This is a genomic window from Clostridium sp. TJA038 (genome assembly GCF_058310255.1).
Genome location: NZ_JBZEFA010000001.1, coordinates 618,273 through 642,877, shown reverse-complemented (window position 1 = coordinate 642,877; position 24,605 = coordinate 618,273). Strand labels below are relative to the sequence as shown.

General features: G+C 25.6%; 25 protein-coding genes and 1 riboswitch. Of the genes, 3 read left to right on the top strand and 22 right to left on the bottom strand.

Features of this window, described 5'->3' with window-relative positions:
• Nucleotides 1–102: 102 nt before the first annotated feature.
• The 4 genes from AC4FQV_RS03085 to AC4FQV_RS03070 form a co-directional block, all read right to left on the bottom strand.
• A complete protein-coding gene (locus tag AC4FQV_RS03085) occupies nt 103–660 on the bottom strand; it encodes an ECF-type riboflavin transporter substrate-binding protein (RefSeq protein ID WP_491138937.1) in 558 nt (185 codons plus the stop codon).
• A 282-nt stretch (nt 661–942) separates the two neighbouring features.
• Nucleotides 943–4,119: a type I pullulanase gene (gene pulA / locus AC4FQV_RS03080; RefSeq protein ID WP_491164354.1), complete on the bottom strand. Its 3,177-nt coding sequence runs from the start codon at nt 4,117–4,119 to the stop codon at nt 943–945.
• An 80-nt stretch (nt 4,120–4,199) separates the two neighbouring features.
• A complete protein-coding gene (glgB, locus tag AC4FQV_RS03075; RefSeq protein ID WP_491164351.1) occupies nt 4,200–6,158 on the bottom strand; it encodes a 1,4-alpha-glucan branching protein GlgB in 1,959 nt (652 codons plus the stop codon).
• 98 nt (nt 6,159–6,256) lie between these two features.
• Nucleotides 6,257–6,940, bottom strand: coding sequence for a YybI family spore inner coat protein (locus AC4FQV_RS03070; RefSeq protein ID WP_491164346.1), 684 nt, complete (start codon nt 6,938–6,940; stop codon nt 6,257–6,259).
• Nucleotides 6,941–7,166: 226 nt separating this feature from the next.
• Here AC4FQV_RS03070 and AC4FQV_RS03065 point away from each other — a divergent pair, with 226 nt between their 5' ends.
• Entirely contained in the window at nt 7,167–7,937 is a 771-nt protein-coding gene (locus tag AC4FQV_RS03065) for a threonine/serine exporter family protein (RefSeq protein ID WP_491138941.1), read from the top strand.
• Nucleotides 7,934–8,398: a threonine/serine exporter family protein gene (locus AC4FQV_RS03060; RefSeq protein ID WP_491138942.1), complete on the top strand. Its 465-nt coding sequence runs from the start codon at nt 7,934–7,936 to the stop codon at nt 8,396–8,398. The genes AC4FQV_RS03065 and AC4FQV_RS03060 overlap by 4 nt, the downstream gene beginning before the upstream one ends.
• Nucleotides 8,399–8,443: 45 nt before the next feature.
• Here AC4FQV_RS03060 and AC4FQV_RS03055 read toward each other — a convergent pair whose 3' ends face one another.
• From AC4FQV_RS03055 to AC4FQV_RS02980, 16 genes are all read right to left on the bottom strand, one after another.
• The gene (locus AC4FQV_RS03055) at nt 8,444–9,211 is read right to left on the bottom strand and encodes a hypothetical protein (protein WP_491164343.1); all 768 of its coding nucleotides are present in this window, start codon (nt 9,209–9,211) and stop codon (nt 8,444–8,446) included.
• Nucleotides 9,212–9,503: 292 nt separating this feature from the next.
• A complete protein-coding gene (locus AC4FQV_RS03050; RefSeq protein WP_491164341.1) occupies nt 9,504–11,213 on the bottom strand; it encodes a phosphatidylglycerol lysyltransferase domain-containing protein in 1,710 nt (569 codons plus the stop codon).
• 145 nt (nt 11,214–11,358) lie between these two features.
• Nucleotides 11,359–11,682 carry a thioredoxin family protein gene (locus tag AC4FQV_RS03045; RefSeq protein WP_491164337.1) on the bottom strand — a complete coding sequence of 108 codons (324 nt, stop codon included), beginning with the start codon at nt 11,680–11,682 and terminating at the stop codon, nt 11,359–11,361.
• Between the two features lie 66 nt (nt 11,683–11,748).
• Entirely contained in the window at nt 11,749–12,177 is a 429-nt protein-coding gene (locus tag AC4FQV_RS03040; RefSeq protein WP_491138946.1) for a DUF3783 domain-containing protein, read from the bottom strand.
• A 93-nt stretch (nt 12,178–12,270) separates the two neighbouring features.
• Nucleotides 12,271–12,858: a thiamine phosphate synthase gene (locus tag AC4FQV_RS03035; protein ID WP_491164335.1), complete on the bottom strand. Its 588-nt coding sequence runs from the start codon at nt 12,856–12,858 to the stop codon at nt 12,271–12,273.
• Nucleotides 12,859–12,867: 9 nt separating this feature from the next.
• Nucleotides 12,868–13,971 carry a 2-iminoacetate synthase ThiH gene (gene thiH / locus AC4FQV_RS03030; protein ID WP_491138948.1) on the bottom strand — a complete coding sequence of 368 codons (1,104 nt, stop codon included), beginning with the start codon at nt 13,969–13,971 and terminating at the stop codon, nt 12,868–12,870.
• Nucleotides 13,972–13,984: 13 nt separating this feature from the next.
• Nucleotides 13,985–14,749: a thiazole synthase gene (locus AC4FQV_RS03025; RefSeq protein ID WP_491138949.1), complete on the bottom strand. Its 765-nt coding sequence runs from the start codon at nt 14,747–14,749 to the stop codon at nt 13,985–13,987.
• Nucleotides 14,750–14,809: 60 nt separating this feature from the next.
• The gene (gene thiF / locus AC4FQV_RS03020) at nt 14,810–15,607 is read right to left on the bottom strand and encodes a sulfur carrier protein ThiS adenylyltransferase ThiF (RefSeq protein WP_491164331.1); all 798 of its coding nucleotides are present in this window, start codon (nt 15,605–15,607) and stop codon (nt 14,810–14,812) included.
• 17 nt (nt 15,608–15,624) lie between these two features.
• Nucleotides 15,625–15,819: a sulfur carrier protein ThiS gene (thiS, locus tag AC4FQV_RS03015; protein ID WP_491138951.1), complete on the bottom strand. Its 195-nt coding sequence runs from the start codon at nt 15,817–15,819 to the stop codon at nt 15,625–15,627.
• Nucleotides 15,820–15,942: 123 nt separating this feature from the next.
• Nucleotides 15,943–16,044, bottom strand: a riboswitch (TPP riboswitch).
• Between the two features lie 46 nt (nt 16,045–16,090).
• Complete coding sequence (locus tag AC4FQV_RS03010) at nt 16,091–17,794, bottom strand: MFS transporter (RefSeq protein WP_491164328.1); 1,704 nt, start codon at nt 17,792–17,794, stop codon at nt 16,091–16,093.
• Between the two features lie 304 nt (nt 17,795–18,098).
• Entirely contained in the window at nt 18,099–18,908 is an 810-nt protein-coding gene (locus tag AC4FQV_RS03005; RefSeq protein WP_491138953.1) for a RelA/SpoT domain-containing protein, read from the bottom strand.
• Nucleotides 18,909–18,959: 51 nt separating this feature from the next.
• Nucleotides 18,960–19,265: a DUF6483 family protein gene (locus tag AC4FQV_RS03000; RefSeq protein WP_491164325.1), complete on the bottom strand. Its 306-nt coding sequence runs from the start codon at nt 19,263–19,265 to the stop codon at nt 18,960–18,962.
• A 29-nt stretch (nt 19,266–19,294) separates the two neighbouring features.
• Nucleotides 19,295–19,738, bottom strand: coding sequence for a peptide-methionine (R)-S-oxide reductase MsrB (msrB, locus tag AC4FQV_RS02995; RefSeq protein ID WP_491164323.1), 444 nt, complete (start codon nt 19,736–19,738; stop codon nt 19,295–19,297).
• 17 nt (nt 19,739–19,755) lie between these two features.
• Nucleotides 19,756–20,397 carry an alpha/beta hydrolase gene (locus AC4FQV_RS02990; RefSeq protein ID WP_491164320.1) on the bottom strand — a complete coding sequence of 214 codons (642 nt, stop codon included), beginning with the start codon at nt 20,395–20,397 and terminating at the stop codon, nt 19,756–19,758.
• Nucleotides 20,398–20,551: 154 nt separating this feature from the next.
• Nucleotides 20,552–21,496: a polysaccharide deacetylase family protein gene (locus tag AC4FQV_RS02985; protein WP_491138957.1), complete on the bottom strand. Its 945-nt coding sequence runs from the start codon at nt 21,494–21,496 to the stop codon at nt 20,552–20,554.
• Between the two features lie 155 nt (nt 21,497–21,651).
• Nucleotides 21,652–21,921, bottom strand: a complete 270-nt coding sequence (locus AC4FQV_RS02980; protein WP_491138958.1) for a hypothetical protein — start codon at nt 21,919–21,921, stop codon at nt 21,652–21,654.
• A 94-nt stretch (nt 21,922–22,015) separates the two neighbouring features.
• Here AC4FQV_RS02980 and AC4FQV_RS02975 point away from each other — a divergent pair, with 94 nt between their 5' ends.
• On the top strand, nt 22,016–22,681 hold the full coding sequence (locus AC4FQV_RS02975) for a TVP38/TMEM64 family protein (RefSeq protein ID WP_491164318.1): 666 nt from the start codon (nt 22,016–22,018) through the stop codon (nt 22,679–22,681).
• A 31-nt stretch (nt 22,682–22,712) separates the two neighbouring features.
• On the opposite strand, the gene AC4FQV_RS02970 is transcribed toward AC4FQV_RS02975, so the two are convergent.
• Complete coding sequence (locus AC4FQV_RS02970; protein WP_491164316.1) at nt 22,713–23,075, bottom strand: hypothetical protein; 363 nt, start codon at nt 23,073–23,075, stop codon at nt 22,713–22,715.
• A 132-nt stretch (nt 23,076–23,207) separates the two neighbouring features.
• Entirely contained in the window at nt 23,208–24,524 is a 1,317-nt protein-coding gene (locus AC4FQV_RS02965; protein ID WP_491164314.1) for a murein hydrolase activator EnvC family protein, read from the bottom strand.
• Between the last annotated feature and the right edge of the window lie 81 nt (nt 24,525–24,605).

Below are 24,605 nucleotides of genomic sequence, written 5' to 3'. Positions count from 1 at the left end.
TCTCCTTAAAAATAGTTTATTAATGTAATTCTATTTCGCTTTCTAAAATTAGCTTTAAAAAAAGGTTGTTTGAAAATATATTTCCCACAACCTTTCAAACTTCTAATATTCTTTTCTTAAGCTACCTCTTTTTATTCTTGTCTTAGCATAGTTAGCTACTAAAATAGTTCCTAAAACGCCAACAGTAACCATATTAGAAATTCCACCAATTGCTCCTTGTAGATAAACCTTATTTGCAGGCTCAGAGTAAATTAATATATCTAAAGTTGGAGCTACTAAAAACCATGCCACTCCATTTGCAATTATTTGTATTATATTAAATATAATTATTTGCTTTAACTTAAAAACACCCTGATTTATCTTTAAAATTCTTGAACCAAAACCAATTATTAGTCCTACTATTCCTGAAGCAAAAACCCAGCTTATCCAAGGAGATCCAAAAAACACTATATCCTTTAACGCATGTCCTATAAACCCTATTAAAAATCCAGCTAAAGGTCCATATAATAAAGCCATTAAAGCTAAAAAGGCATATGCAGTTTCTATATTTGTATTAGGAATACCTGTAGGCAAAGAACCAAAACGCCCTAATATCATAAAAACAGCTGAACCAATTCCTATAGCCACAATAGTCTTAATTGATAATTTAGTTTTTTTCATTTTTCATCTCCATTTTAAATCTATATGTATTAAAAATATAATATTTATTTTTTAAATATTAGCATAAATTCACACAGATAACTATAAAGTTTATTAAAGCAATTGTCAATAATCTTAAATATTATTAATATTAATATTCTTTTAATTAAAATACTATATTAAATAATATATTTTATTTATTAATATTTATTTCCTATATAAATTTATTGCTTATTTTCACAAAAACTTTATTTAAATAAAAATAAAAGTAGGAGAAAATTTAAAATCTCCCCTACTCCTATTCTAAGAAACAGCAATCATTACAGAGTATGCTTTTAATTTTACTCCTAGGCTTAAATCTGCCTTTTCTTTATTAATAAACTCATAATCTTTAAGGATAACACTCCATAAATTCTCTTTCATTAAAGGTAAATTTATCTCATAATCTTCAATTGTTGTTCCATTATATATTATTAGCATTTCCTTAAAATCTTCCTTTAACAAATCATTTTTATAATGAGCTATTATAACTCCACTTTTATCATCTTCATTATAAAAATAAACATTTAAATTTTTTCTTATTTCCTCTTGATTTTTTTCTCTTAAAATACTAATTTTTTTTCTTAAATTTATTAAATTCTTATAATAGTTAAAAACCTCTATATACTTTTCCTTGTCACTCCACTTTATGCTATTTATATAATCACTACTTTTGTAACTATTATGGTCTCCTTCTTTACTTCTTAAAAATTCACTTCCTCCTTGAATAAAGGGTATCCCTCTTGAAGTTAGAAGTATAGAAACTCCTAATAAATCTTCTCTTATAAATTCATTCTCTAGTATGGTTTTTTCTTTAAGATTTTTAAAATCCTGCCCCTTTAAATTTTCTAACTGACTTTTTAATATTTGATCCCACAATGTATAATTATCATGGGAATCTAAATAATTTATACTCTCTAAAGGACTAAAGGTTAAAGTATTTATAGAACCTTTAATCCCTTCAATTACTTGCCATGCCTTTTCCTTGTTATGCTGTTCTCCATTTATATATCCCCTAGAAGGACTATTATCTCCCCTTAAGGCATTTCTAAAATCATCATTAAAAATAGAAAACTCTAATCCTTTTTGACTCCCCTTAAAAGTTCCATTTTTTAAAGGTGACTCTCCTCCCTTCCACGGTTCGCCATATATTAATAAATTCTCATTAAATCCCCTAATTTTTTTTACAATTTCTTTCATAGTTTCTAAATCAATAAGTTCCATTAAATCAAATCTTAAGCCATCTATATGATAATTTTTAATCCAATGAATTATAGAATCTAAAATATATTTTCTAACCATAGGTCTTTCAGAAGCAATTTCATTGCCACAACCAGAACCATTTGTATATTTTCCTTTTTCATCACTTCTAAAATAATACATAGGAACTATATTATCCATATTTTCTGTACTATACATATGATTATAAACAACATCTAAAATTACCCCTATATTATTTTCATGAAACTTTTTTACCATATTCCTAAACTCTACTATTCTTTTTTTAGGATTATACGGATCTATGCTATAACTTCCTTCTATGCAATTAAAATTTTTAGGGTCATATCCCCAATTTCTATTTTCTTCTTTTTCACAATTTTCTTCATCTACAGAGGCAAAATCAAAAACTGGCAAAAGGTGAACATGAGTAATTCCTAATTCTTTTAAATGGTCTATTCCTGTTTTAACTATTACATTGCTTTTTTTACTATGATAAAAAGTTCCTTCCTCAACAGCACCTAAAAATTTTCCTCTTAATCTTTCTGATACTCCAGAACTTTTATCTATTGTAAAATCTCTTATATGCATTTCATAAATTATAGCATCCTCTTTATTTTTAAAATCAAATTTTTTATAATTATTCCAATTATAAGGGATACAATCTTTATTAAACATATCTAATAAAAATCCCTTTTCTCCATTTATTCCTACTGCTATTGCATAAGGGTCTATTGCATAAGTAGTCTTATTTATATACTTAAAGTTTTTATCTAAATCATTAAAACTTAATCTATAAAGATAATACTTATCTTCATTTTCTTCCCTTTTTATATTAACTACATAAGTACCACTTTCTAATTCTCTATGCATTTCATAAATTCTTAAAGGATTTTCCTTTAAATCTTTATATTCCTTATAGATTAAAAGTTCAACTTTTTTTGCTGTAGGCGCCCATAACTTTAAAGATATATTTTTCTCATTAAATCTTACTCCTAAATCCTTTCCTACATAGTAATAATTATTTAAAAAGTCTCTAAAAAAAACTTTACCTCCTAAAAACATACTAGAGGCTCTAACTTCTAATAAATCTCTTGGGTCTATATAAAACTTAAGATTTGTTAAGCTAATCTCTTTTTCCTCTACCTTAATAGTAAATAAGGACTCATCTATTTTTATTCCATTTTTATAAAGATAATATTTTACTCCTATTAAAGGTTTATGAGATAAATAAATCTTTATTGTATGATTATTATCCATTACTGCAAATATTATCTTTGGTATGCTCTCCTTTATAACTTCCTTTAAAGAAAAAAATAATTTTTCATTTTTATATAAAGAAAATAGATTTTTCTTTTCCTTATTTAAAGAAAAGGTTATACTCTGCTCTTCCCATAAATTTATACTTCCTTTTTCTAAAAGACTTTTTCTTAATATAAAATTTTCATCATTTAAAAATGCCCCAACTCCCATAGAGGTTTTAATATTTAATTTAATTTCTTTTCCCTCAATATTTCTTCCAAAACTCCATATATTCCAATTAAAGTTCTCTCCAAAGTAATCTTTTTCTTCTTTAATAAACTGAAAAAAACATCCCTTATCCTTTTCATCTATAATTTCTATTTCTTTATAAGCACTTATATTGCTTACAGGGTCAAAGGCTTTTATTAAAATCTTACTTTCCTTATTAAAATTCTTTTCTAATTTTAATATTCCATCTTTTAAAGTAACTCCTTCTAAGTTCCCTTCTATAGATAATATATTTTCTTCAATTTTTATATTTCCAAAAAGTGATTTTTTAATAACCACTAATTCAACAGGATAAAAAACAGATAAGCTATCTCTTGAAGATATGATTTCTAAATGCTCTTTAAAAGGCTCCCAAAAAAAATTAAATAATTCTCCCTTTTCTTCTTGGTTTTTTATAAGTATTTCCTCTCCGCCTAAATTAGTTACAAGATATCCATAATTATAAATTCCCTTCTTTAATCCTTCTAAAAATGTAATCTCTTTATCTAAATATACTTTTCCACTATTTTTATCTAAAGCAAAATTTAATTTAAAGTTCTCTTTTTTTTCCCAAGAATTAAAATCTCCAACTAAATAAGCTTTAGCTACATCTTTTAAAAAGGCTCTTACTCTTATGGTATTAGTTAAAGGACATACCTCTATGTAGTAATCATTTTTTTCATAAGAAAAACTTTTCTCTACATATTCAAACATAAAATACACCTCTATTACTTTTTATGTAATTTAAGGCTACTATATATACTCCATTAAAATATATTAGTAGCCTTTATATATTACTTAACTCTTAAAACTAAAGAAGCTAAAGGAGGAACCTTAACCTTTATTGAAAATTTAAACTCTTTAAAATCCTCCTTATAAGCTTTTAAATATGTTTCACCCATAACATTTCCTGCTCCACCATACTTTAAAGAATCTGTATTAAAAACTTCAAAATACTCTCCCTCTAAAGGAACTCCTATCTTAAAGTCATAATAAACTACTGGTGTAAAATTGCATATAAATATCAATAAGTCCTTTTTATTTTTTCCTTTTCTTATAAAAGAAAATACACTTTGATTAAAATTATCTGCATCAATCCATGTAAAGCCCTCTTTATCATAATCTAATTCCCAAAGGGCTTTATTTTCTAAATAAAACTTATTTAAACTTTTGAAAAAGTTATGAGTTTTTTTATGAATTTCAAACTCATCAATAACCTTCCATTGAAGTTCTTCCCACTCTCTCCATTCAACAAATTGAGCAAATTCACTTCCCATGAAAATCAACTTTTTCCCAGGATGCCCCATCATAAAAGAAGCATATAATCTTAACCCAGCATATTTTTTCCAGTTATCTCCCCACATTTTATCTACAAGAGATTTTTTTCCATGTACAACTTCATCATGGGAAATTGGCAAAATAAATTTTTCATTATAGTTATACATCATTGAAAAATTAATCTTATTATGATGATATTTTCTATATATAGGGTCTAAATTAATATAGCTTAAAGTATCATTCATCCATCCCATATTCCATTTATAAGTAAAACCTAATCCTCCTTTTTCAACTTCCTTTGTTACACCTTCCCAATCTGTAGACTCCTCTGCTATAGTAATAGCTCCCTTTCCTTCTTTCTTTATTATGGTATTTAATTCTTTTAAAAAAGCTATTGCCTCAAGATTTCCATTATCTCCATAAATATTAGCTTCCCACTCTCCATAATTTCTTCCATAATCTAAATAAAGCATATTAGAAACTGCATCTACTCTTAAACCATCTATGTGAAATTCTTTTATAAAATACATTGCATTAGATAATAGAAAAGATTTAACCTCTAATCTTCCTAAATCAAAATTACAAGTTCCCCAGCCCTTATTATTAGCCTTCCAAGAAGCTTCATACTCATAAGTTGGAGAACCATCAAACATGTATAATCCATGTTCATCTTTACAAAAGTGACTAGGAACCCAATCTAAAAATACTCCTATATTATTTTTGTGAAGCTTATTTACAAGAGTTTTAAATCCATTTAAATCTCCATATCTACTTGTTACAGAATAATATCCACTTCCTTGATATCCCCATGAGGCATCTAAAGGATGTTCATTTATAGGCATAAGTTCTACATGAGTGTATCCCATTTCCTTTATATATTTTGGTAATAAATCACTTATTTCTTCATAAGTTAAAAACTCTCCATTTTTTCTTCTCCAAGAACCTAAATGTAGCTCATATATATTTACAGGTTTTTTATCTAAACCTTCTTTTTCTCTTTTATTTAACCATCTTTTATCAGCCCATTTAAACTTTTTTTCTTTAATTAATATAGATGCTGTATTTGGTCTTAATTCTGATTTAAAAGCATAGGGGTCAGCTTTATAAACCATATTATTTCTAAGCTCATTTAAAATAGCAAATTTATACTTTGAATTTTCTTCTAGTTTTTCTATAAATAAAGACCATATTCCTTTTTCATTTATTTTTTTCATAGAATATTCTTCTTTAACTTTCCAATTAGTAAAGTCACCAACAATATATACTTTACTAGCTTTAGGTGCCCAAGTTGTAAACCTAACCCCTCTTTTTCCATTTTCTTTTACAAAATGTGCTCCCATAAAATTATATGCTGAAAATTCTTTTCCTTCTAAAAATAACTTAAACTGACTTATAAAATCTTCATTTTTTAAATTGCTCTCCTTTTCGGTAACGTTACCATTTTTATTTTCCGTAACTTCCTCACAAATTCTCATCCTTAATAACCCTCTCCTTAAAAGTGTAAATATACAATATTTTGATTTTATTATACTATTTTCCATTTAAAATTACAATTGCTTGTACCATTTTTTTCCTATATTTTCTTTGTAACTAATTCTCTATCTTTTACAATAAAATTTTTTTCTTTATTTAATTCTATTTTACTTTGAATTATTCCTAAAACATCTAAAAGTACTATTCCAATTACACTTTGCCTTACTAAAAAAATATATTTATTTCTACTAAACTCCTGTATTTCATAGTAAGTATTTATATCAGAAAGTGCAGGATTTAAATTTAATTTAACTCTGCCCTCTTCATCATATATAAGATTTAAGTATTCCCTATCCTTAGAAGAAATATCTATAATATACTTCTCCTCCTTATTATAAATTATAGATACTTTATAATTTTCAATATATCTTATTCTTGGTCTTTCTTTTTTAACAATATCCCATTGGTCTAATAATAAAATTATTTCTCCATTATAATATTCATATAATAATAATATAGCTACATTTCCAGAGCCTTGAAATTTTCCTTTTATCAAAATAAAATCTTTTCCTTCTCCCAAAAAATCCCCTAAAAAAATCTCCATATTATATCCACCATAAGGCAATCTTTTGCTTATTAATTTCTTTTCTTCCTGTAAATAAAGATTTATTTCAAGTTCTTCTTGAAACCCGTCCTCACTTAAAGGATAGTAACTTATTAAATCAACCTTATCTTTAGAATTCTTTCCTCTTATATGTCCTATCTTTGAATCTAAAATTACCATATTTAAAATCCTCTTCTAAAGTAATATACCTTATATTAATTTATGCAAAAATATAATTAAAGTAACTTTTAAAATAAAATTCTCTTACTTTATTTGTTAATTAAATATTTTATATTTTTTTTAAAATTAACTCTTTATAAAAAAGTATTCTTCAAAGTATAATAGAAAAGAAATATTTTATTTATAAAATTTTTCATCATAAACTAAATAAAATTTGGAGGTAAATATGGACTTTAATAGAATTATTAATTTCTCAACAGAAGTTGGCACTTTAATGTTAGAAAATGGTGCTGAAACCTATAGAGTTGAAGAAACAATGAGCAGAATATGCTTAGCTTATGGTGTAGAAAAAGTAGATGTTTTTGTTATTCCTACAACCATTATAATAACTATAAAAACTTGTAAAAATGCTATTTCTAGAACTACTAGAATAAAAAGTAGAAGTATTAATTTAGATAAAATAGCTAAATTAAATAACCTTTCAAGAGAAGTAGCCTTTAATGAAGTTTCTATTGACGAAGCCGAGGAAGAACTTAATAAAATTTCCTCTGAAAAAGAATATCCCTTAAAAATAAAAATTCTTGGATATTTACTTTCAGCTTCAGCTTTTACTCTTTTTTTTGGTGGGAATTTAAAAGATTCTATAGTATCTGGATTTATAGGAGTTGTTCTTTGCCTTCTTGCTTATGTTTTTAATATTTTAAAAACCAATAACTTTTTTATTAACATAATATCAGGTGCCTTAACCTCTTTACTAGCTTATGTAGCTGTAAGACTTAATATTGCACCTAACTTAAATGAAATAATAATAGGTGCCCTAATGCCCTTAGTTCCTGGACTTGCTATAACAAACTCTCTTCGTGATATAATAGCTGGTGATTTAGTTTCAGGAAGTGCAAAATTTATAGAAGCTTTTTTAATAGCTGTTGGAATTGCTATTGGAAGTGCTAGTATTTTATCTATATTAATAAGCCACTATGGAGGTATGAGTATATGAATACAATAATCTTAAACACTATATATGCCTTTTTTAGTTCTTTAGGTTTTGCTTTGATTTTTAACATAAAAGGAAGAAATCTTTTTTTTGCTTCCTTATGTGGGGGATTAGGTTGGTTTGTTTACCTTTTTTCAAACGAATTTATAATTGCAAATGAAAGTTTTAACTATTTCTTGGCAGCCCTTTGTATAGGATTGTTTTCTGAAATTTCAGCTAGAAAACTAAAAACTCCTGTCCTTGTATTTTTAGTTTGTGGAATTATTCCTCTAGTTCCTGGTGGTGGAATGTTTTATACAATGCTAGAAACCTTAAAAGGAAATATAAATAAGGCTTTAGCCTTAGGCTGTAACACCTTAATGTTAGCTGGTTCTATAGCAACAGGTCTTGTTTTAGTTTCATCCTTTACAAAATTATATTATGCCTTAAAGAAACTTATAAATAGAAAACTTAAAAAAGCATAGATTTTAGTAAAAGTCCTAGAAAAATTTCTAGGACTTTAAAATTTCCTATCTTAAATAATCATTTGCTTCTGAATCCCATGATATGAAATAATAAACATCCATTAAGTTGTCAAACTCATTTTTTACAAAATCTAATATTTCATTTCTTGAATTACTTGCATGATTTTTTTCATAATCTTTTCTTATAGTTAGAGTATATTTTTCTCCACTATCTGTATATTTTATTATATCCTCTACATAATCTGATTCATCATCATAATTTTTAAAATTATCATCCTTTATTAAATATAACTTATACCCTTTACTTTCTAAAGCCATAAGAATATTTTTAAACTTTTCCTTTAATCTATAATCTGTTCTTATTTTATTTACAAGATTTCTTTGCTCTATATTTCCATACTTATCTAAATAAAGAGCTGTATTCCATGAATTAGCATCTAATCCAAGTTCTATACGAGGAATATAATTAAATACCATATCCTCTTCTATTCTATTTCCTTCTATGTTATTAAATAAATTTAAAAGTTTAATAAGCTTTCTAACATCTGCTCTATTCTTTCCATAAGATAAATAAACTCTATCTACACATTCATTATTAACTCTTTTTAAAGGCCAAGTTATACTAGTTATGTATTGCTTTTCCCAATGTGAACTTAGTCCTCTAGAATCCATAAACTCAAAAAGCCCTAAATTATTAAGCTCTCTTAATTTTTCTGCAACAAGTCTTCTTTTTTCTAAGGTAATATTATCCTTATCTTTAGATTTTTCTATATCAAAAGCCTTAAAATCACTTTCTAAAAAAAAGTTTCCCATAAATTTATACCTCCTTAATAAAACTTAATTTCCTTATGCCTTATTAAATATTTATTCTATTATACCCCTCTTAAAAATACATTAAAAATATTCTATTTTGATAAATTTTAGAATAAATAATAGTTTTTTTATTTCTATTTAAAAACTATTATAGTATTCTTAGTAAATAAAAAATAATTTATAGCTTTTTTTAAAAAACACTATAAAAATTACCTTTTTTATATAAAAAGTAAAATTTTTAAAAACAAAAGAGCCTTTTTTAAAAAGACTCTCTTTTAAATATAAATATTTTTTATTTTTTCTCAAGATTATCCTTTGAATTTGCAATCAAAAAGCATAAATCAATAAATATTTCTGGTAAAGACATAAATTTAGGATAAGCTAAATATCTAGGACTCCATGTAGGAGAAAATTTTGATTTATATCTTCTTAAACCATCAAAACTATAAAATATATTTCCACTATTATAAACTAACCTAGCTAATTTTTCTTGCAGATGAGAATGATTATTAAATCCTACATTAGATAAGGGTGCTTCTCCTAAACTAAAATACTTATACCCCTTTTCTTTAAAGAATATAAATAAATTTAACATTAAATAATCCATAGATGCATTTGGTGCATTCTTATTAATTCTCATTAAATCAATAGCTACAGTTTTTCCTCCATCAAAGGCATCCATTATACTTACAAAACCTACAATCTTATTTTCATCATTTTTCTTTAATATAGCTACTGGAGATCTTTGTATATAATCTTCACTAAACCACCCTAAAGAAAAGCCTTTTTCCTTTCTATCACCTAACCATTTATCAGAAATTTCCTTAAGTTCTTTTATAGTTTCACAATTAAAAGGTGGATTTATTATAGAAAAAGAATATCCTTCTCTTTCAACTCTTCTTAAAGTATTTCTAAAGGAGCTTTTCTTAGAACCATTTAAATTAAATTTTTCTAAATCTATTTTAGCTTCCTCTCCTAACTTAAAAAAATAATAACCTGCATCATGGTAAACAGAAAAATTTTTCTCCTCAATTTCATAAAAGACTAAATCATATCCATATAAATCAGTAAAATCTTGAAATTCTTCTATAGCACTATATAAATTCTTTTCCTTAGCAATAGGGTCTCCTAAGACTATTATTTTATCCTTATACTTACTATACATTATTAAAGATTTTCCCTCATTTGCAAAAAATACTTTTTTATCCTTTAAATAAAGCAAGTGAGAAAAAATATTACCATAATCTATACTACTTAAAAACTTAGAAATTTCCTCTAGATTTGCATCTTTATATAACTTATCTTTTTCTATTTTAGGCATAGTTATATACCAAATTATTAAAAATATAAAAAATGTTATGTAAGTAAATAGAGCTATCTTTAAGTCTCCCTTTGTACTTTGAATAAAATCTACATAATACTTATAATCCTTAGTAAAATGTATATTAAACTTATGTATAAAATTTGCAAAAACTACTATAGAAACACAAACAATTGCTAATATTGCACTTAACTTTGTAAACTTAATAGGAATACTTTTTCTATAAAAACTTCTTTTTGATAGTAATAAAAATATTGTTACTATTAAAATAAAAATTCCCTCTTTATAATCTAAATCTTTTATAAAGGCAAAGGCTCCTCCTACTACAAGTAAAACTAAGGTTACATAATAAGCCCTTTTAACCTTAAAAAAGACCTCCTTAGATGTCATAAGTAACATAAGTCCTATTAAAACAGAGGCTCTATGAGAAAATCTTAAAAAAGATAAACTATAAATATTATCTAAAAACTTTATTTTATAAAATATACTAGGATAAATTCCTGATATTATTAGAACAACTCCACTTATAAAAACTAATACTGAAACTACTATTATTGATAAATCTCCTAATATCTTATAGTTTTTTAAAAGCCTTTTTACATTTTCATAGTTCTTCTTATCTAATATAAAGTTAATAATATTTTTTAAGTGCCTATAACTTTTTTTAATTGAATCCCACATGTTATCTCCTTTCATTTTTAAACAAAGAAAAAATCATTTAACAATTTATTCATGTTTAATTGTATATAGTATATATAATTTTATTATTCAAGGCAAATTTAATGTGAATTCTCAAAGTAAAATAAAAATATCTAAATTAATTTTTTTAATTATATAAATTAACATATCTTTCTATGGATTTTTTAAACTCTAAAACACTTATATACTTAGATTCTCTTAAAACTTCTTTTCCATCTATATATAGTATAATTGCAGGAAACATAAATATACCTAGTTGAGAAACTATCTTTATATTTTCCTCTGCTTTAAGTTCTACTATTTTCACATTTTCATAATTTTTCACAAGACTTTCTATTTTAGGTTTTAATGCAGTACATGCAGTACAAGTCGTTGTACTTAAATATACAATTCTTATTCCTTTTTCTAATACAAAATCTTCAAATTCTTTCTCACTTTTTAAAATTTTCATATTATTCCTTCCTTTTTTTATATATTTAAGGGGATGAATTTTAAAATTCATCCCCTTAATTAATATTTATTTAACCTCATGAGTTGTCATATCACCAGACTTTAAGGCTTTTCTTTCAAGTATTAGATTTTTAACTAAAACATCTATAGTCCAATTAATAGAAGTTTCCGTAACCATTGCAACTAAAGGTCTTTGTATTCCTACCTTTTTTAAATTCTCTAAAAAGATATGAACCTTACCTGGTGCTATTGCATTAAAAATTATAGCCCTCTCTTTAACCCCTTCTCCTTGAACAGCTTTCATTTCATTATCTAATATATCTTTTATTACTTCTTCTCCATTTTTAGAGCTTAAAACTATTTGGTCTTTTATTCCCATTATTCTAGCAAAGTTTTGTATTTTTTTTAACTCTTTATTTCCAAAGTTATATAATATAACGCAATTTCTTCCTTCTTGTTCACTTCTATCTGATATATCTATTCTTTCAAATGACATAATAAACTTCTCCTTCAATAACAAATTGTAATTATTAATTAATATAAATTATACCATAAGTAAATAGATAATTATATAAGCTACCTCTTTTATTTAATCAACACCTATATTTAAAGAATTTAAGTACTCCTTTATATTATTACTCATAAATACTGAAGACATACAGGCAAAATCATCAGCACCACTTTTTAAAACCTCTCTAAAATTTAATTCGTTTATTCCTCCCAAGGCAACAACCTTACATTTTACTCTTTCTTTAACTTCAGTTATAAAATTAACACCTTTAGGCTCCACCTTTTCTTTACATTTAGTTTTAAAAATAGGAGATATTAAGATGTAAGAAACTCCTAAATTATCTACATAAATAGCTTCCTTAAGAGAATGAACAGAAACTCCAACCTGAAGTTCTTTAAGCCTATCTATATTTTCTATAAAATCCTTAAAACTTAAATGAATATGCTTTTCTCCTAAAATTTTAACTGCTTCTAAATTAGAATTTATAATTATATTTGTATCAGAACTCACTACGGTTTTTATTTCCCTATAAATTTCTATTAAATCTTCTAAATTTAAATCCTTCTCCCTTAATATTATATTTTTAATTCCTTTTTTAGCACTTTCTTTTATTACTTTAAAGTATTTTTCCTTGCATACTAAATTTCTATTTGTTATTAAAAACATACCTAACTCCTAAAATCTATGCCAATCTTTAAATATAGGTTGATAACCTTGTTTTTTTATTAAGTCCTTAACTTCTACAACAGAACTTTCATCACTTATATAAAATTGTCCTGTTCCTTTTTCTTTTAAAGAATGTCCTCCAACCTCTGTAGAAACTCCAGCACTTAATTTATTAACACCTAAAGGAATCAAATTTTTTCTAAACTCTCTATCTTCTCTAGTAGATATATTTATAGTTCCTTGTGGATCAAAAAGTCTGTAAGCTAAAAGGGCTTGAACTAAATTTTTATCTAAAACTTCCTTTAAATTTTCTTTTCCTCCATAACAAGGTCTAATTCTAGGAAGTGAATAACTTATATCAATATGAGGATATTTATCTCTTAAATACTTGCCATGCATTGCTGTAAAAAATGCATCTATTCTAAAATCACTTAATCCTAATAAAGCACCAATTCCTAAAGTTCTAATTCCAGCTTTTATCCCTCTCTCTGGTGCATCTAATCTAAACTTATAATTTTTTTTAGGACCTTTTAAGTGTACCTTTTCATATACACTTTCATCATAAGTTTCTTGATAAATAGTAAGCCCCTCTGCTCCTACTTTAACAATTCTCTCATACTCTTTTTCTGTCATTGCATATACCTCTATTGTAATAGATGGAAATTTACTACTTAAAATCTTAATAGCCTCTTCTATATATTCTACTGGAGTATGATATTTACTTTCGCCTGTAAGTATTAAAATATGCTTAAAACCTTCTTTAGAAATTAATTCTCCTTCTATTTTTATTTCTTCTTTACTTAGCCTTTTTCTAAATATTTTGTTTTCTATATTATAGCCACAGTATGAGCATTTATTTATACAATAATTAGAAATATACATAGGTGTATATATTAATACTGTTTTCCCAAAATATTTTAAAGAAAGATTTCTTCCCTCTTTAGCCATTTCCTCTAAAAGACTTTCAGCTAAAGGAGAAAGTAAATTTAATAAATCATAATAATCCTTATTTCTTTTATAAATACTTTTTAAAATATCTTCTTTTTTTACTAAGGAAAAATATTTGTAAAAATCAAAATTTCTATATTTTTTTATTACTTCATAAAAACTCAAAGAAAACCATCTCCTATCCTAAAAAACCAGTAAGAGGAGAAGAGGCATTTCCAAATTTTGATTCATTCCCCAATTTAGCCTCATAAGCTAATCTTCCTCCCTTTACTGCCATAGAAAAAGCCTTAGCCATGCTTACAGGATTGCAAGAAGATGCTATAGCTGTATTAACTAAACAAGCTGCAGCTCCCATCTCCATAGCTTCCATAGCCTGTGATGGTTTTCCTATACCTGCATCAACTATAATTGGAATATCTAATTCATCTATCATTATTTGAATTAGTTCCTTTGTTTTCAAGCCTCTATTACTTCCTATAGGTGCTCCAAGTGGCATTATAGCTTTTGCTCCAGCTTCTATTAATTTTCTTCCTACATAAAGATCTGGGCACATATAAGGAAGAACTATAAACCCCTCCTCTGATAATATCTTTGTAGCCTTTATTGTTTCTTCATTGTCAGGAAGTAAATACTTAGAATCTGATATAATCTCTATTTTTATCCAATTTCCACAGCCCATAGCTCTAGCTATTTTAGCTATTCTAATTGCTTCTTCAGCATTTTTAGCACCTGATGTATTAGGAAGCAAAATTATATCCTTAGGTATATTTTGAAGAATATCTTCCTCCTTATTATCTAAATCTATTCTTCTTAAAGCTAAAGTTATAACATTAGCACCACTTCCCTTTAAAATATCCTTTATCATCTTATTTGAAGGATACTTACCACTTCCAACAAAAAGCCTATTTTTTATCTCTACTCCACCAATTATTAATTTATCCAAAATACTCTACTCCTTTTATACTAAATTAAATATTATATAATTTATTGATTAAGTATATTTTTAAATTTTATTAAAAGCTATATCTATAACTAGATTTGCCATATGATTTGCACATATAGCTACTCTAGGTGCCATTAATCCACACCCTTCCTTAGCCTCATTTATAAAATCACCACAAATATAAAATCTTTCTGTTATCTTTTTTGTTTTTATTAAGTTAGAATCAAAAAAACCAGCCATACCAGAAGAAGAAATCAAAAACTTATCAGTTATATTATCTAAGAAATAATTAGCCAATAAAGCTTTACTCTCTGCTCTATCAAAAGCCTCTAATATGATGTCCCCCTTATTTAATAATTTCATATTATTCTTTTCTAGCTTTAAATTTAAATCACAAACCTCTATAAAAGGATTTATTCTCTTTAAATTTTTCTTTAAAGCCTTTACCTTATATTCTCCAATATCCTCTATATAATATTGTTGTCTATTTAAATTAGAAGGTTCCACTAAGTCAAAATCTATTAAAATTATTTTTCCAACGCCTATTCTACTTAAAGAAATTGCAATATTGGAACCTAGTCCTCCACAACCTGCTATTAATACCTTAAGATTTTTAAGTTTTTCATAAACTCCTGGAGTATGTCTACATATCATAAGCTCCTCTAACTCTTCTCTTTTAGGCATTGCTCCCTTTTTAATAAAAACAATTCTATCTCCTTCTTCAAGAAACTTGTCCTCTTCAACAGGAAAGCCATTTAATATAATAATATTAGAATCTGAAAACTCTTTTTCTTTTAAAGAATACACTGTTATTTTTTCCTCTAATACTCTCCATTTTTCATTAACCTTTATATTCATATATTCCTCTCTTAATACTATCCTCCACCAACAAAGGCAATAATCTCAATTTTATCTTCCTCATTAAGTATAAATTCATTGTACTTATTTGAAGGAACTATATCTTTATTAATTTCAACAACAACTCTTTTACTACTTATTTCTAGTAAGTTCAATAAATCAAGTACTGTATTTATATTATTCTTTTCTAAATACTTACCATTAACAATCATATTCTCACCTCTTTTCTTATTTTTAAGATTATTTACACCAACAAAAAAGGTTTAGCTTTTATTGCTAAACCTTTTAAAATATATTTTCTAATTAATCATAAAATATTTTTAGTATGAAAAATATAAGATTAAAATATACTTCCCTACGTTGGTACTAACCAAATCAGGTTCTTAGAGTTAGAATTTAAATTCCTCTCAGCCTTAAAGGCACCCCTAGCAATATCTTAAAATTATTTGTTTTTATTTATCATACCTTAAAAATTAAATTTTATCAATTAATTTTTTCCTTTTTTTCCATTTTTCTGTTTTTCATAGTTATTAAATCATTATTTAATAATAATGTTAATATAAATCCTATTAAAGCTATAATAGAACAAGTTAAAAACAACTTAGTATAACCTGTATTCATTGTACTTTGAAAGGCAGTTTCTATAGCATTTTTAGCTCCCTCTAAACTTTTCATATAGGATTTTTCTATAGCCTCTATATTAACATTAGGATTATTTAAAAATTTATCTCTTAACACTATAAATTGTCCATTTACCATTTCTTTTATAATGCTAAAAATATTAGTTACACTAGCATTTCCTATGGAGTTTGAAAAATTTGAACCTCCTCCTAAAGAGTTCATAACATTAGACATTCCATCCTCTAAAGGTGGCATAACCTTTTGTAATGCTTCTGGAACCTTTCTTCCTGCATCAGAGATAAAATTAATAAGAATATTTGGAGATACTGCAATTCCTATAGATTTAACTAAAGATACTGCTGATTGTCCAACTGTAGCTTCATTATCTGGAACTAAGCTAAGCATTAAGTAATTTATTGGAGTTCCCATAGAAAATCCTAAACCAAAGCCCATAATACCTAAACCTACAATTAAATTAAAAATTCCTGGATGTTTAGTTGTTATATATCCTTGATAGAGGTTTCCTATAATAACTAAGGCCATCCCTATTAAAAGCACTTTTTTAACACCTATTTTATCAATAAATTTTCCTCCTAAAGGAGCTGCTATTCCAACAAATATTGCAAAAATAGTAACTATATATCCTCCACTTCCCATTGGAGTTTTTAGTATATTTTCACTAAATTGAGGAATAAATACTGTAGCCATTAATCCACAACCTACAACAAAACTTAAAATTAAAGTTATGGCTATTTCTTTATTTGTAAAATAAGATAAGTTTATTACAGGGTCCTCTGCTTTTCTTTCTACAAAAACTAATATTGGAATTGATATTATAAATATTAAAAGATATGGCCAAACCTCTAAGGATTTTATTGAATTAATAAAATCATAAAATTTTAAATTAGTAGCTCCATACATTAAGGATAGTATTAATACTGTTAGTACTAAAGAACCTAAAACATCTAATTTTTTAACTCCCTTAGAAGAAGTATTTTCTTCTAATTTTCTTGCCATAAAAAGTATAATTATACTAATTGGAACATTTACTAAAAATAAAAACCCCCAGTTTTTATCACCGAAAATAGAAAGTATTCCAGAACCTAAGGTTGGTCCTACAACTGTAGCTATTCCATAAACTCCACCTATCATTCCTAAGGCTGAGCCTCTTTTTTCAACTGGAAATGATGTTCCTATGTATGCTGTAGCGATTGGCATTATACCACCACCACCTATAGCTTCTATAACTCTTGAAACAAGTAAAAAAGTATAGCTATTTACATAATCTGATATACCACAAAGTAAAGAACCTAGACAAAAAAGTGATATTGAAACCATATAAACTTTTTTTCTTCCATACCTATCAGATAATTTCCCCATAAGTGGCATAGATACTGCATAGGCTAAAGTATATATTGTTACAACCCACACACTAGCATTTTGTGAAACCTTTAATCCATCAGCTATAATATCTCTTGCAGGAGAAACTATTCCAGAATCAATAGCTCCCATAAAAATCCCTAATAAGAAGACCGCCATGGTAATTCCAACTGATTTCTTCTTCATTTTTTATCATCCTTTCATAAGCTTTCTTAAATTCTAGTGTGATTTTTATTAATATTATTCTCTTAAATATTATTAATAAACTTCACAATGAACTAGGTTCAGTTTACTACCATAATTTAATAAAATCAAAGTTAGAATTTTCTTAAATTGTTTCAAAATATATTAAAACTACCTGCTTATTTCATTTTTATTCATATTTAGTTAATGTTTTATTAATATTATAATTTTATAAATTTCTTTTCTTTTTATTTATAAAATTATGAAACCTATAAATATTACTTCTAATATTTATAGGTTTCATTTTCTATCTTTTTATATTTTTAATTTCTTCTTTTAATTTTTTAATTTCTTCCTCTTTTTCTCTTAACTTATCTTCATAATATTTATCTTTATTATCTAAATTATTATTTAACATATTTATTAAAGAGGCCATTTCATCTGCACTTCCTACAATTCTATTAAAAAGTAAAAGATTAGATTTTAAAATCTCTGGTATTTCATTATGAGAATATCTTAATCTATGGTCAATTTCTCCATATCCTTCCTCAAAAATAGTTCTAACTTGAATTTCTGCAATAACTTTTTGATTAGTAGGATAACATTCTACAAGATAATGAACTGACCTATACCCAGATTGTCTTGATATAACCTCAATTCCTAAATCATCAAAGATACTCCTATCATCTCCATCTCTTATATTAGCTGTTATTTCAATAACATCCCAAGTTTTTATTATAAAGTCATGTATATCCTTCCATTGGTCTTTAAATATATGTAAAACCCTTATACCTATTAAATCTGTTATTTCATTTTTATAGTTCTCTTCATTAAAATCAAAATCTTCACCATACTTTTCTTTTCTATTTTTTGTTTTTCTAATTATTTTTTCTATCAATCTTTCAGGATTTTTTATCCTTGATTTAACAGAATGAACATTTTCATTAGAACGAAGTATATTTGCTATAAATTCTGCTTGATTATAATAGGAATCTTCATAATTTACAAAATCATTATATATGTTTTGTAAGGTTTCAAATTTAATTTTATTTTTTTCTATATCAACTTTTGAATGAGGATATTTTTCAAGAAAAAACTCCTTATCTAAGCTTCTCATAATTATCTCTCCCTGTCTTAACTTATTAAAAATTCTTATAGAATAAAATTATTATTTCTTTTTACCTATTAATTTTTTTAAATCCTCTAAACCTAAATCAATTTCTTCCCTAGAAAAATTATATCTTTTAAGTTCTTCATCACTTTTGCTCTTTAATAAGTTATACATTTTTTCACCAATTTCATATATCTCTATAGATGGATTTTTCTCTGCTTCTTTAAATAGCATATCTTCAGCTTCTTCAATTTCCCCCTTAGATATTAATCCTCTTAAAGTTATCCAAAATATATCATCCTTTGAATAAGTATAAGATAAAGAAAAATCATTTTCTCCATCATCATTTAATAAAAATCCCATTAAAACACCTACTTTTATATTTCATTTGTTTATTTAAAAATCTTTAAATACTCTCCATATCCCTTTTCTTCTAATTCTTCCTTTGGAATAAACTTTAAAGAAGCAGAATTTATACAGTATCTTAAGCCTCCTAAATCCTCTGGTCCATCACAAAATACATGACCTAAATGAGAATCCCCTAATTTACTTCTAACTTCTGTTCTAATCATTCCATGACTTTTATCAACCTTTTCTTTTATCACACTTCTATCTATAGGTTTTGAAAAAGCTGGCCATCCACAGGCTGAAGTAAACTTATCCTTTGAAGTAAATAAAGGTTCTCCTGTTGTAATATCTACATATATTCCTTCTTTATCGAAATTCCAATACTCATTTAAAAAGGGTCTTTCAGTTCCATTTTCTTGAGTAACATAGTATTCTTCCTTAGTTAAAATCTTCTTAAGCTCCTCTTTATCTTTCTTTTTATATATCAAAATTATCACTCCTCATCTTAAATTTTTTCAAAATAATTTTTCATACTTTTTATTACTTCCTCTAAAACTTCAATACTCTTAAGTACATCTCCCTTTATACATAAAGAATGACCAGCACCTTCTATTTCAATGACCTTTATCCCTAAAGATTTTATTTTTTCTAAATTCTCTGAAGATAAAAATTTATCCTTCCTACCAGTTATAGCTAATCCTTCTTGATAAACTTCCTCTTTAAAGGTTTCATCTATAGGAGTTAAGTATATATTTTTTACATCATAGCTTTTTTTAAGATAATTATATAACTTATTTTGTAAAACTGTTCCTAAACTTTTGCCTATTAAAATAACCTTTTTATATTTTTCTCCTTTAAGCTCTAAAACACTAAACAAAATATCTAAAGACTCAAGAAAAACTTCTCTTAAATCCTCTATATTCTCTTTATTAAAGGGTTCTCTACTAACTTGAAAACCATACTCTATTTCTAAACAATCAAAATTAAAGTCTAAAGCTAATTGCTTAGAGTAGTCTAAAAACGCCTTATGTAAAGTATATCCAAGTCCAGGTAAAATTACTACTAAAACAGAACTATCATTACAAGTTAATTTATTTTTAGTAATACAATTCCACATAGACTTTTTTTCTATATTAAAAACTTTCATATAATATTCACCTTCTTTTTAAATTATATTATATAATTATATGTTAATTTTTTTCAAGAAATAAAGATACAAATTAAAACCTTATATAATAAATTTTACTAAAAAAATATTTTATAAAATAAAAAGATATGCTATTTAGCATATCTTTTTATTTCTATTTAATTTCTTCTTTACTTTTTTCAGTATTTTTTATAACCTTAAAATTGTACCCTTCATTTTTATAATAATCTATTATATCTGGTAAAATCTCAACAGTTTTCTCTTTTCCTGCAGCATCATGCATAAGAATTACTACATGATTTTTTCCCTTTGATGTCTTTTTAACATAGTTTAACATTTCTTCCTTTGTATAAGGCTTTCCTTCTGCATCTCCATCTAGAGCATTCCAATCTACGTTTACTATTCCGTTTTTAGCTAAAACTTCATCAAATTCCTTAAGAGATGGGTCTTTGTAATATTTTCTACTTCCATATCCTCCTGGCATTCTTAAAACTCTACAATCAAATTCTTCTCCTAAAATTCCTTTCATTATAGAGTTAGTTTTATTAAACTCCTCCATAAAATAATCAATGTTTAATTGGTTTCCTGGATATAACTTCTTAAAATCATGGCTATAACTGTGATTTGCAATTGCATTTCCACTTTTTAATTCCTTTTTTAAATAATCTTGTCTTTTTGAATCTTTCTCTATGCTACTTCCTAAAACAAAGAAGGTAGCATGTACACCTTTTTCTTCTAATATATTTAATATTTTTTCTGTGGAATTAGAAGGACCATCATCAAAGGTTAAGAAAACCTCTTTCCCTTCTCCTTTATATGTATCATTTGCCATGCTTTCTACATCTTTAGCATCAACAGAATAGTCTAAAGCCCCATATATAACATTCATTCCTGGAACTATATCATCTAAATTTGGTTTCTTTACAGGCTCTACCTCTTCACTAGCCTTTGAAGTTTTATTAGCTAAATTGCTTCCTATAGCTGTTACTATTTTTATACCTAGGAAAAGTAAAAGTATTATAACAACTACCCCTAAAATTATTTTTAAAATTCTATTTCTTTTAGAATTTCTCTTTTTAGAAAAAATATCCTTACTCATCATTTCCTCCTATACATATGATTTTATCCTTCGTTAAGACTTAACTTTCAACTTAAATTTATTTAAATAGAGAATTAGCCTAAATCTTATTATATATCAAATTTAAAAATTTTTCCTAAAAAATAAATCCTAAAATAAACTTTTAGGACTTATTTTTAACTTAAATTATTTTTAAAATAAAGCATTCCATAAATACTTATTGATATTAATAAAAGTATTATTTGTAAAAAGGATATATAGTCTATTAAATATTCATTAACTTCTCCATATATAAATATTCTTCTAAATAACTCTACAATTAAAAATATAGTTAGGGTTTTAAAATAGGCCTCTTTTTTTATTAAATAACTTCTATAACATATGTAAATAAGGTAAATAATACAAAATACTACTATAAAGCTTATGATAAAATCCTTATCTATCATTAAATTTCCTCCCTATTAAACTATATTAATTTACATTTATATAATTTTATTTTACAATAAAACTTGCTAAATAAATATAAAGGATGGATTAATAATGAATAAGTTTAATAAAATATTAACAACTATAGTTATATTAATTATATCTATAGCTTTATTTTTTCTCTATAAGTTTAATCTCTTAAGTCTTGACTCTTTAAGAGAGGTAATTATAAATTCTGGATATTTCGCTCCCTTAATTTATATAATAGCCTTCTCCCTAGTTCCTTTAACTTTTTTCCCAGATTCTCTTTTAGCAATCTTAGGTGGAAGTTTATTTAATCTTTTTTTTGGCTTTCTATATACAAGTATAGGTGCTTTAATAGGAGGAAGTATCTCCTTTTTTATCTCTAGATTCCTTGGCAAATATTTTGTAGAGAAATTAGAAAATAAAAAGCTAAAAAATATACAAAAAATACTAAAAGATAATGGCTTTTTAATGATTTTACTTTTAAGACTAATACCTCTATTTCCCTTTGACCTTATAAGTTATGGTGCAGGACTTACTAAAATTTCCTATAAAGATTTTGCTTTAGGAACTTTAATTGGAACTATTCCTGGTATTTTAGTTTTTGTAAATTTAGGATCTCAATGGATTAATTTTAATAAAACAAATATATATTTATCTGTAAGCTTATTAATATTGTTTATATTATTTTCTTTCTTTTTAAAAAAGATTTATATAAATAAAACTTTAGAAAAAAGAACTAAAAAAGTAGTCTAAGAAAAATCTTAGGCTACTTTTTATTTTAAATTTATATATTTTTATAAGTACTTATATTTATAGGTTCTATATTATTCTCTCTTGCCCATCTATTAAAAAGATTAAAAACATGCATATCATCTAATTTTTTCCTAATAGAATCCTCTTCTTCCTTTTCACAAGCTAAATACTTTTTAAATAATACTCTTTTATTATAATCTAATAAATTTAAAAAATTATCTTGTTTCTCCTTATCCATGCTATTGAATTTATTTTTAAAATCAAAGTTAAAATCTTTCCCTGCCTTTCCACCTTCCTTAGTGAAGCTTTTAAAAGCTAGTTTTATTTTATACATTGATTCAAATAATAAACCAACCCCAAGTAATACTATTCCTATTAAAATTAAAATTTTCATTTAATCACCCCTTAAATATATTTTTTTAAAATATTTTAATTAAAAAAGAGTATATCAAAATTTAACCTCAAAGAAATTTTACCATAGATTTTCTTTATGAGATAATTTTAATATACCCAAATAAAATATAAATTAACTTATATAATTCATAGGATTTACCCATTGTCCATTTATCATTATACCAAAATGCAGATGTGGTCCTGTACTATAACCTGTTGAACCTACATATGCAATTACTTGTCCTTGATTTACATGCTGTCCAACTTGAGTAGCTAATCTAGATGAATGACCATATAAGGTGCTTGTACCATCTCCATGGTCTATTATAACCATATTTCCATAAGCAGTATTCCATCCTGCCTCTACAACAGTTCCAGCTTTAGCTGCTAAAATAGGTGTTCCATAAGCTGCTCCTAAATCTGCTCCTTGATGAACACTTTTCTTTCCTGTAACTGGATGAGTTCTAGGACCAAAAGGGTCTGTAACTCCACCTGGTGCAGGTCTTATAAAGCCCTTAGAACTTTTAGAAACATTCTCTACAGTTTCCTTCTTTTCTAAATTATCTTTATTAGTACTTTTTACCTCTTTTGAAGAATTATTTTTCTTCTCTTGTACCTTTTTATTTTCATTGATTAAATTATTTATGTATCCAGTAAGATTTGAATTATCTTCCTCATAGCCATTAATCTCATTTAATATAGCTTTTTCTTTATCACTTAAGCTATTTATCTCTTTTTCCTTCTCTTCCTCTAAAGAATTTAACTCTTTTATTTGCCCTTCATACTGGCTTACTAAAGAATCAAATTCTTTTTTCTCCTTTTCTAATTTACTTTTTTTATTTGATAATTCCTCTTGTTGCTTTTTTAAATTATTCTCTTCATTATTTAAATCTTCTTGAACAGATTTAATCTCTTCTATTAATTTATTATCTGTATCTACTATATATTTTATGCTAGATATATTACTTATAAAATCTCCAACATTTTTTGATTCAATCATTATATATAAAAACTGATTGCTTAGATTAGATTTGTAAGCACATCTTATTCTTCCTGAAAGTATACTCTCTTTCTCTTGTTCTTCTTTTTTCTTTTTATCTATGTCTTTTTCAACCTCTTTTATTTTTACTTGAAGATTATCTATACTTTCCTCTAAGGAATTTATATCACTTTTATATTCATCAACTTTTTTTTGAGAAGAAAGTAACTTTTGATTTTTTTCTGCAATTTCTTTCTGTATCTCCTCTAATTTACTTTGAGATTTACTTTTCTCTTCATTTATACTATTTTTTTTATCTTTTAAATCATCTATTTTTCCCTTATTACTATTAATTTCTTGCTGTGCTTCCTCTTTGCTTTTAGCATAAACACTACTATTACTGCTATTTATAGAAAAAGCTAATACCATAGTCATACTAAGGATAATAGAAGCTATCTTTTTCTTATTCATAATATTTCACCTATTTCTTCTTTAAGATAAATAATTTTACTAAAATACCATACATCAAATCATTATACACTATAAAAATAA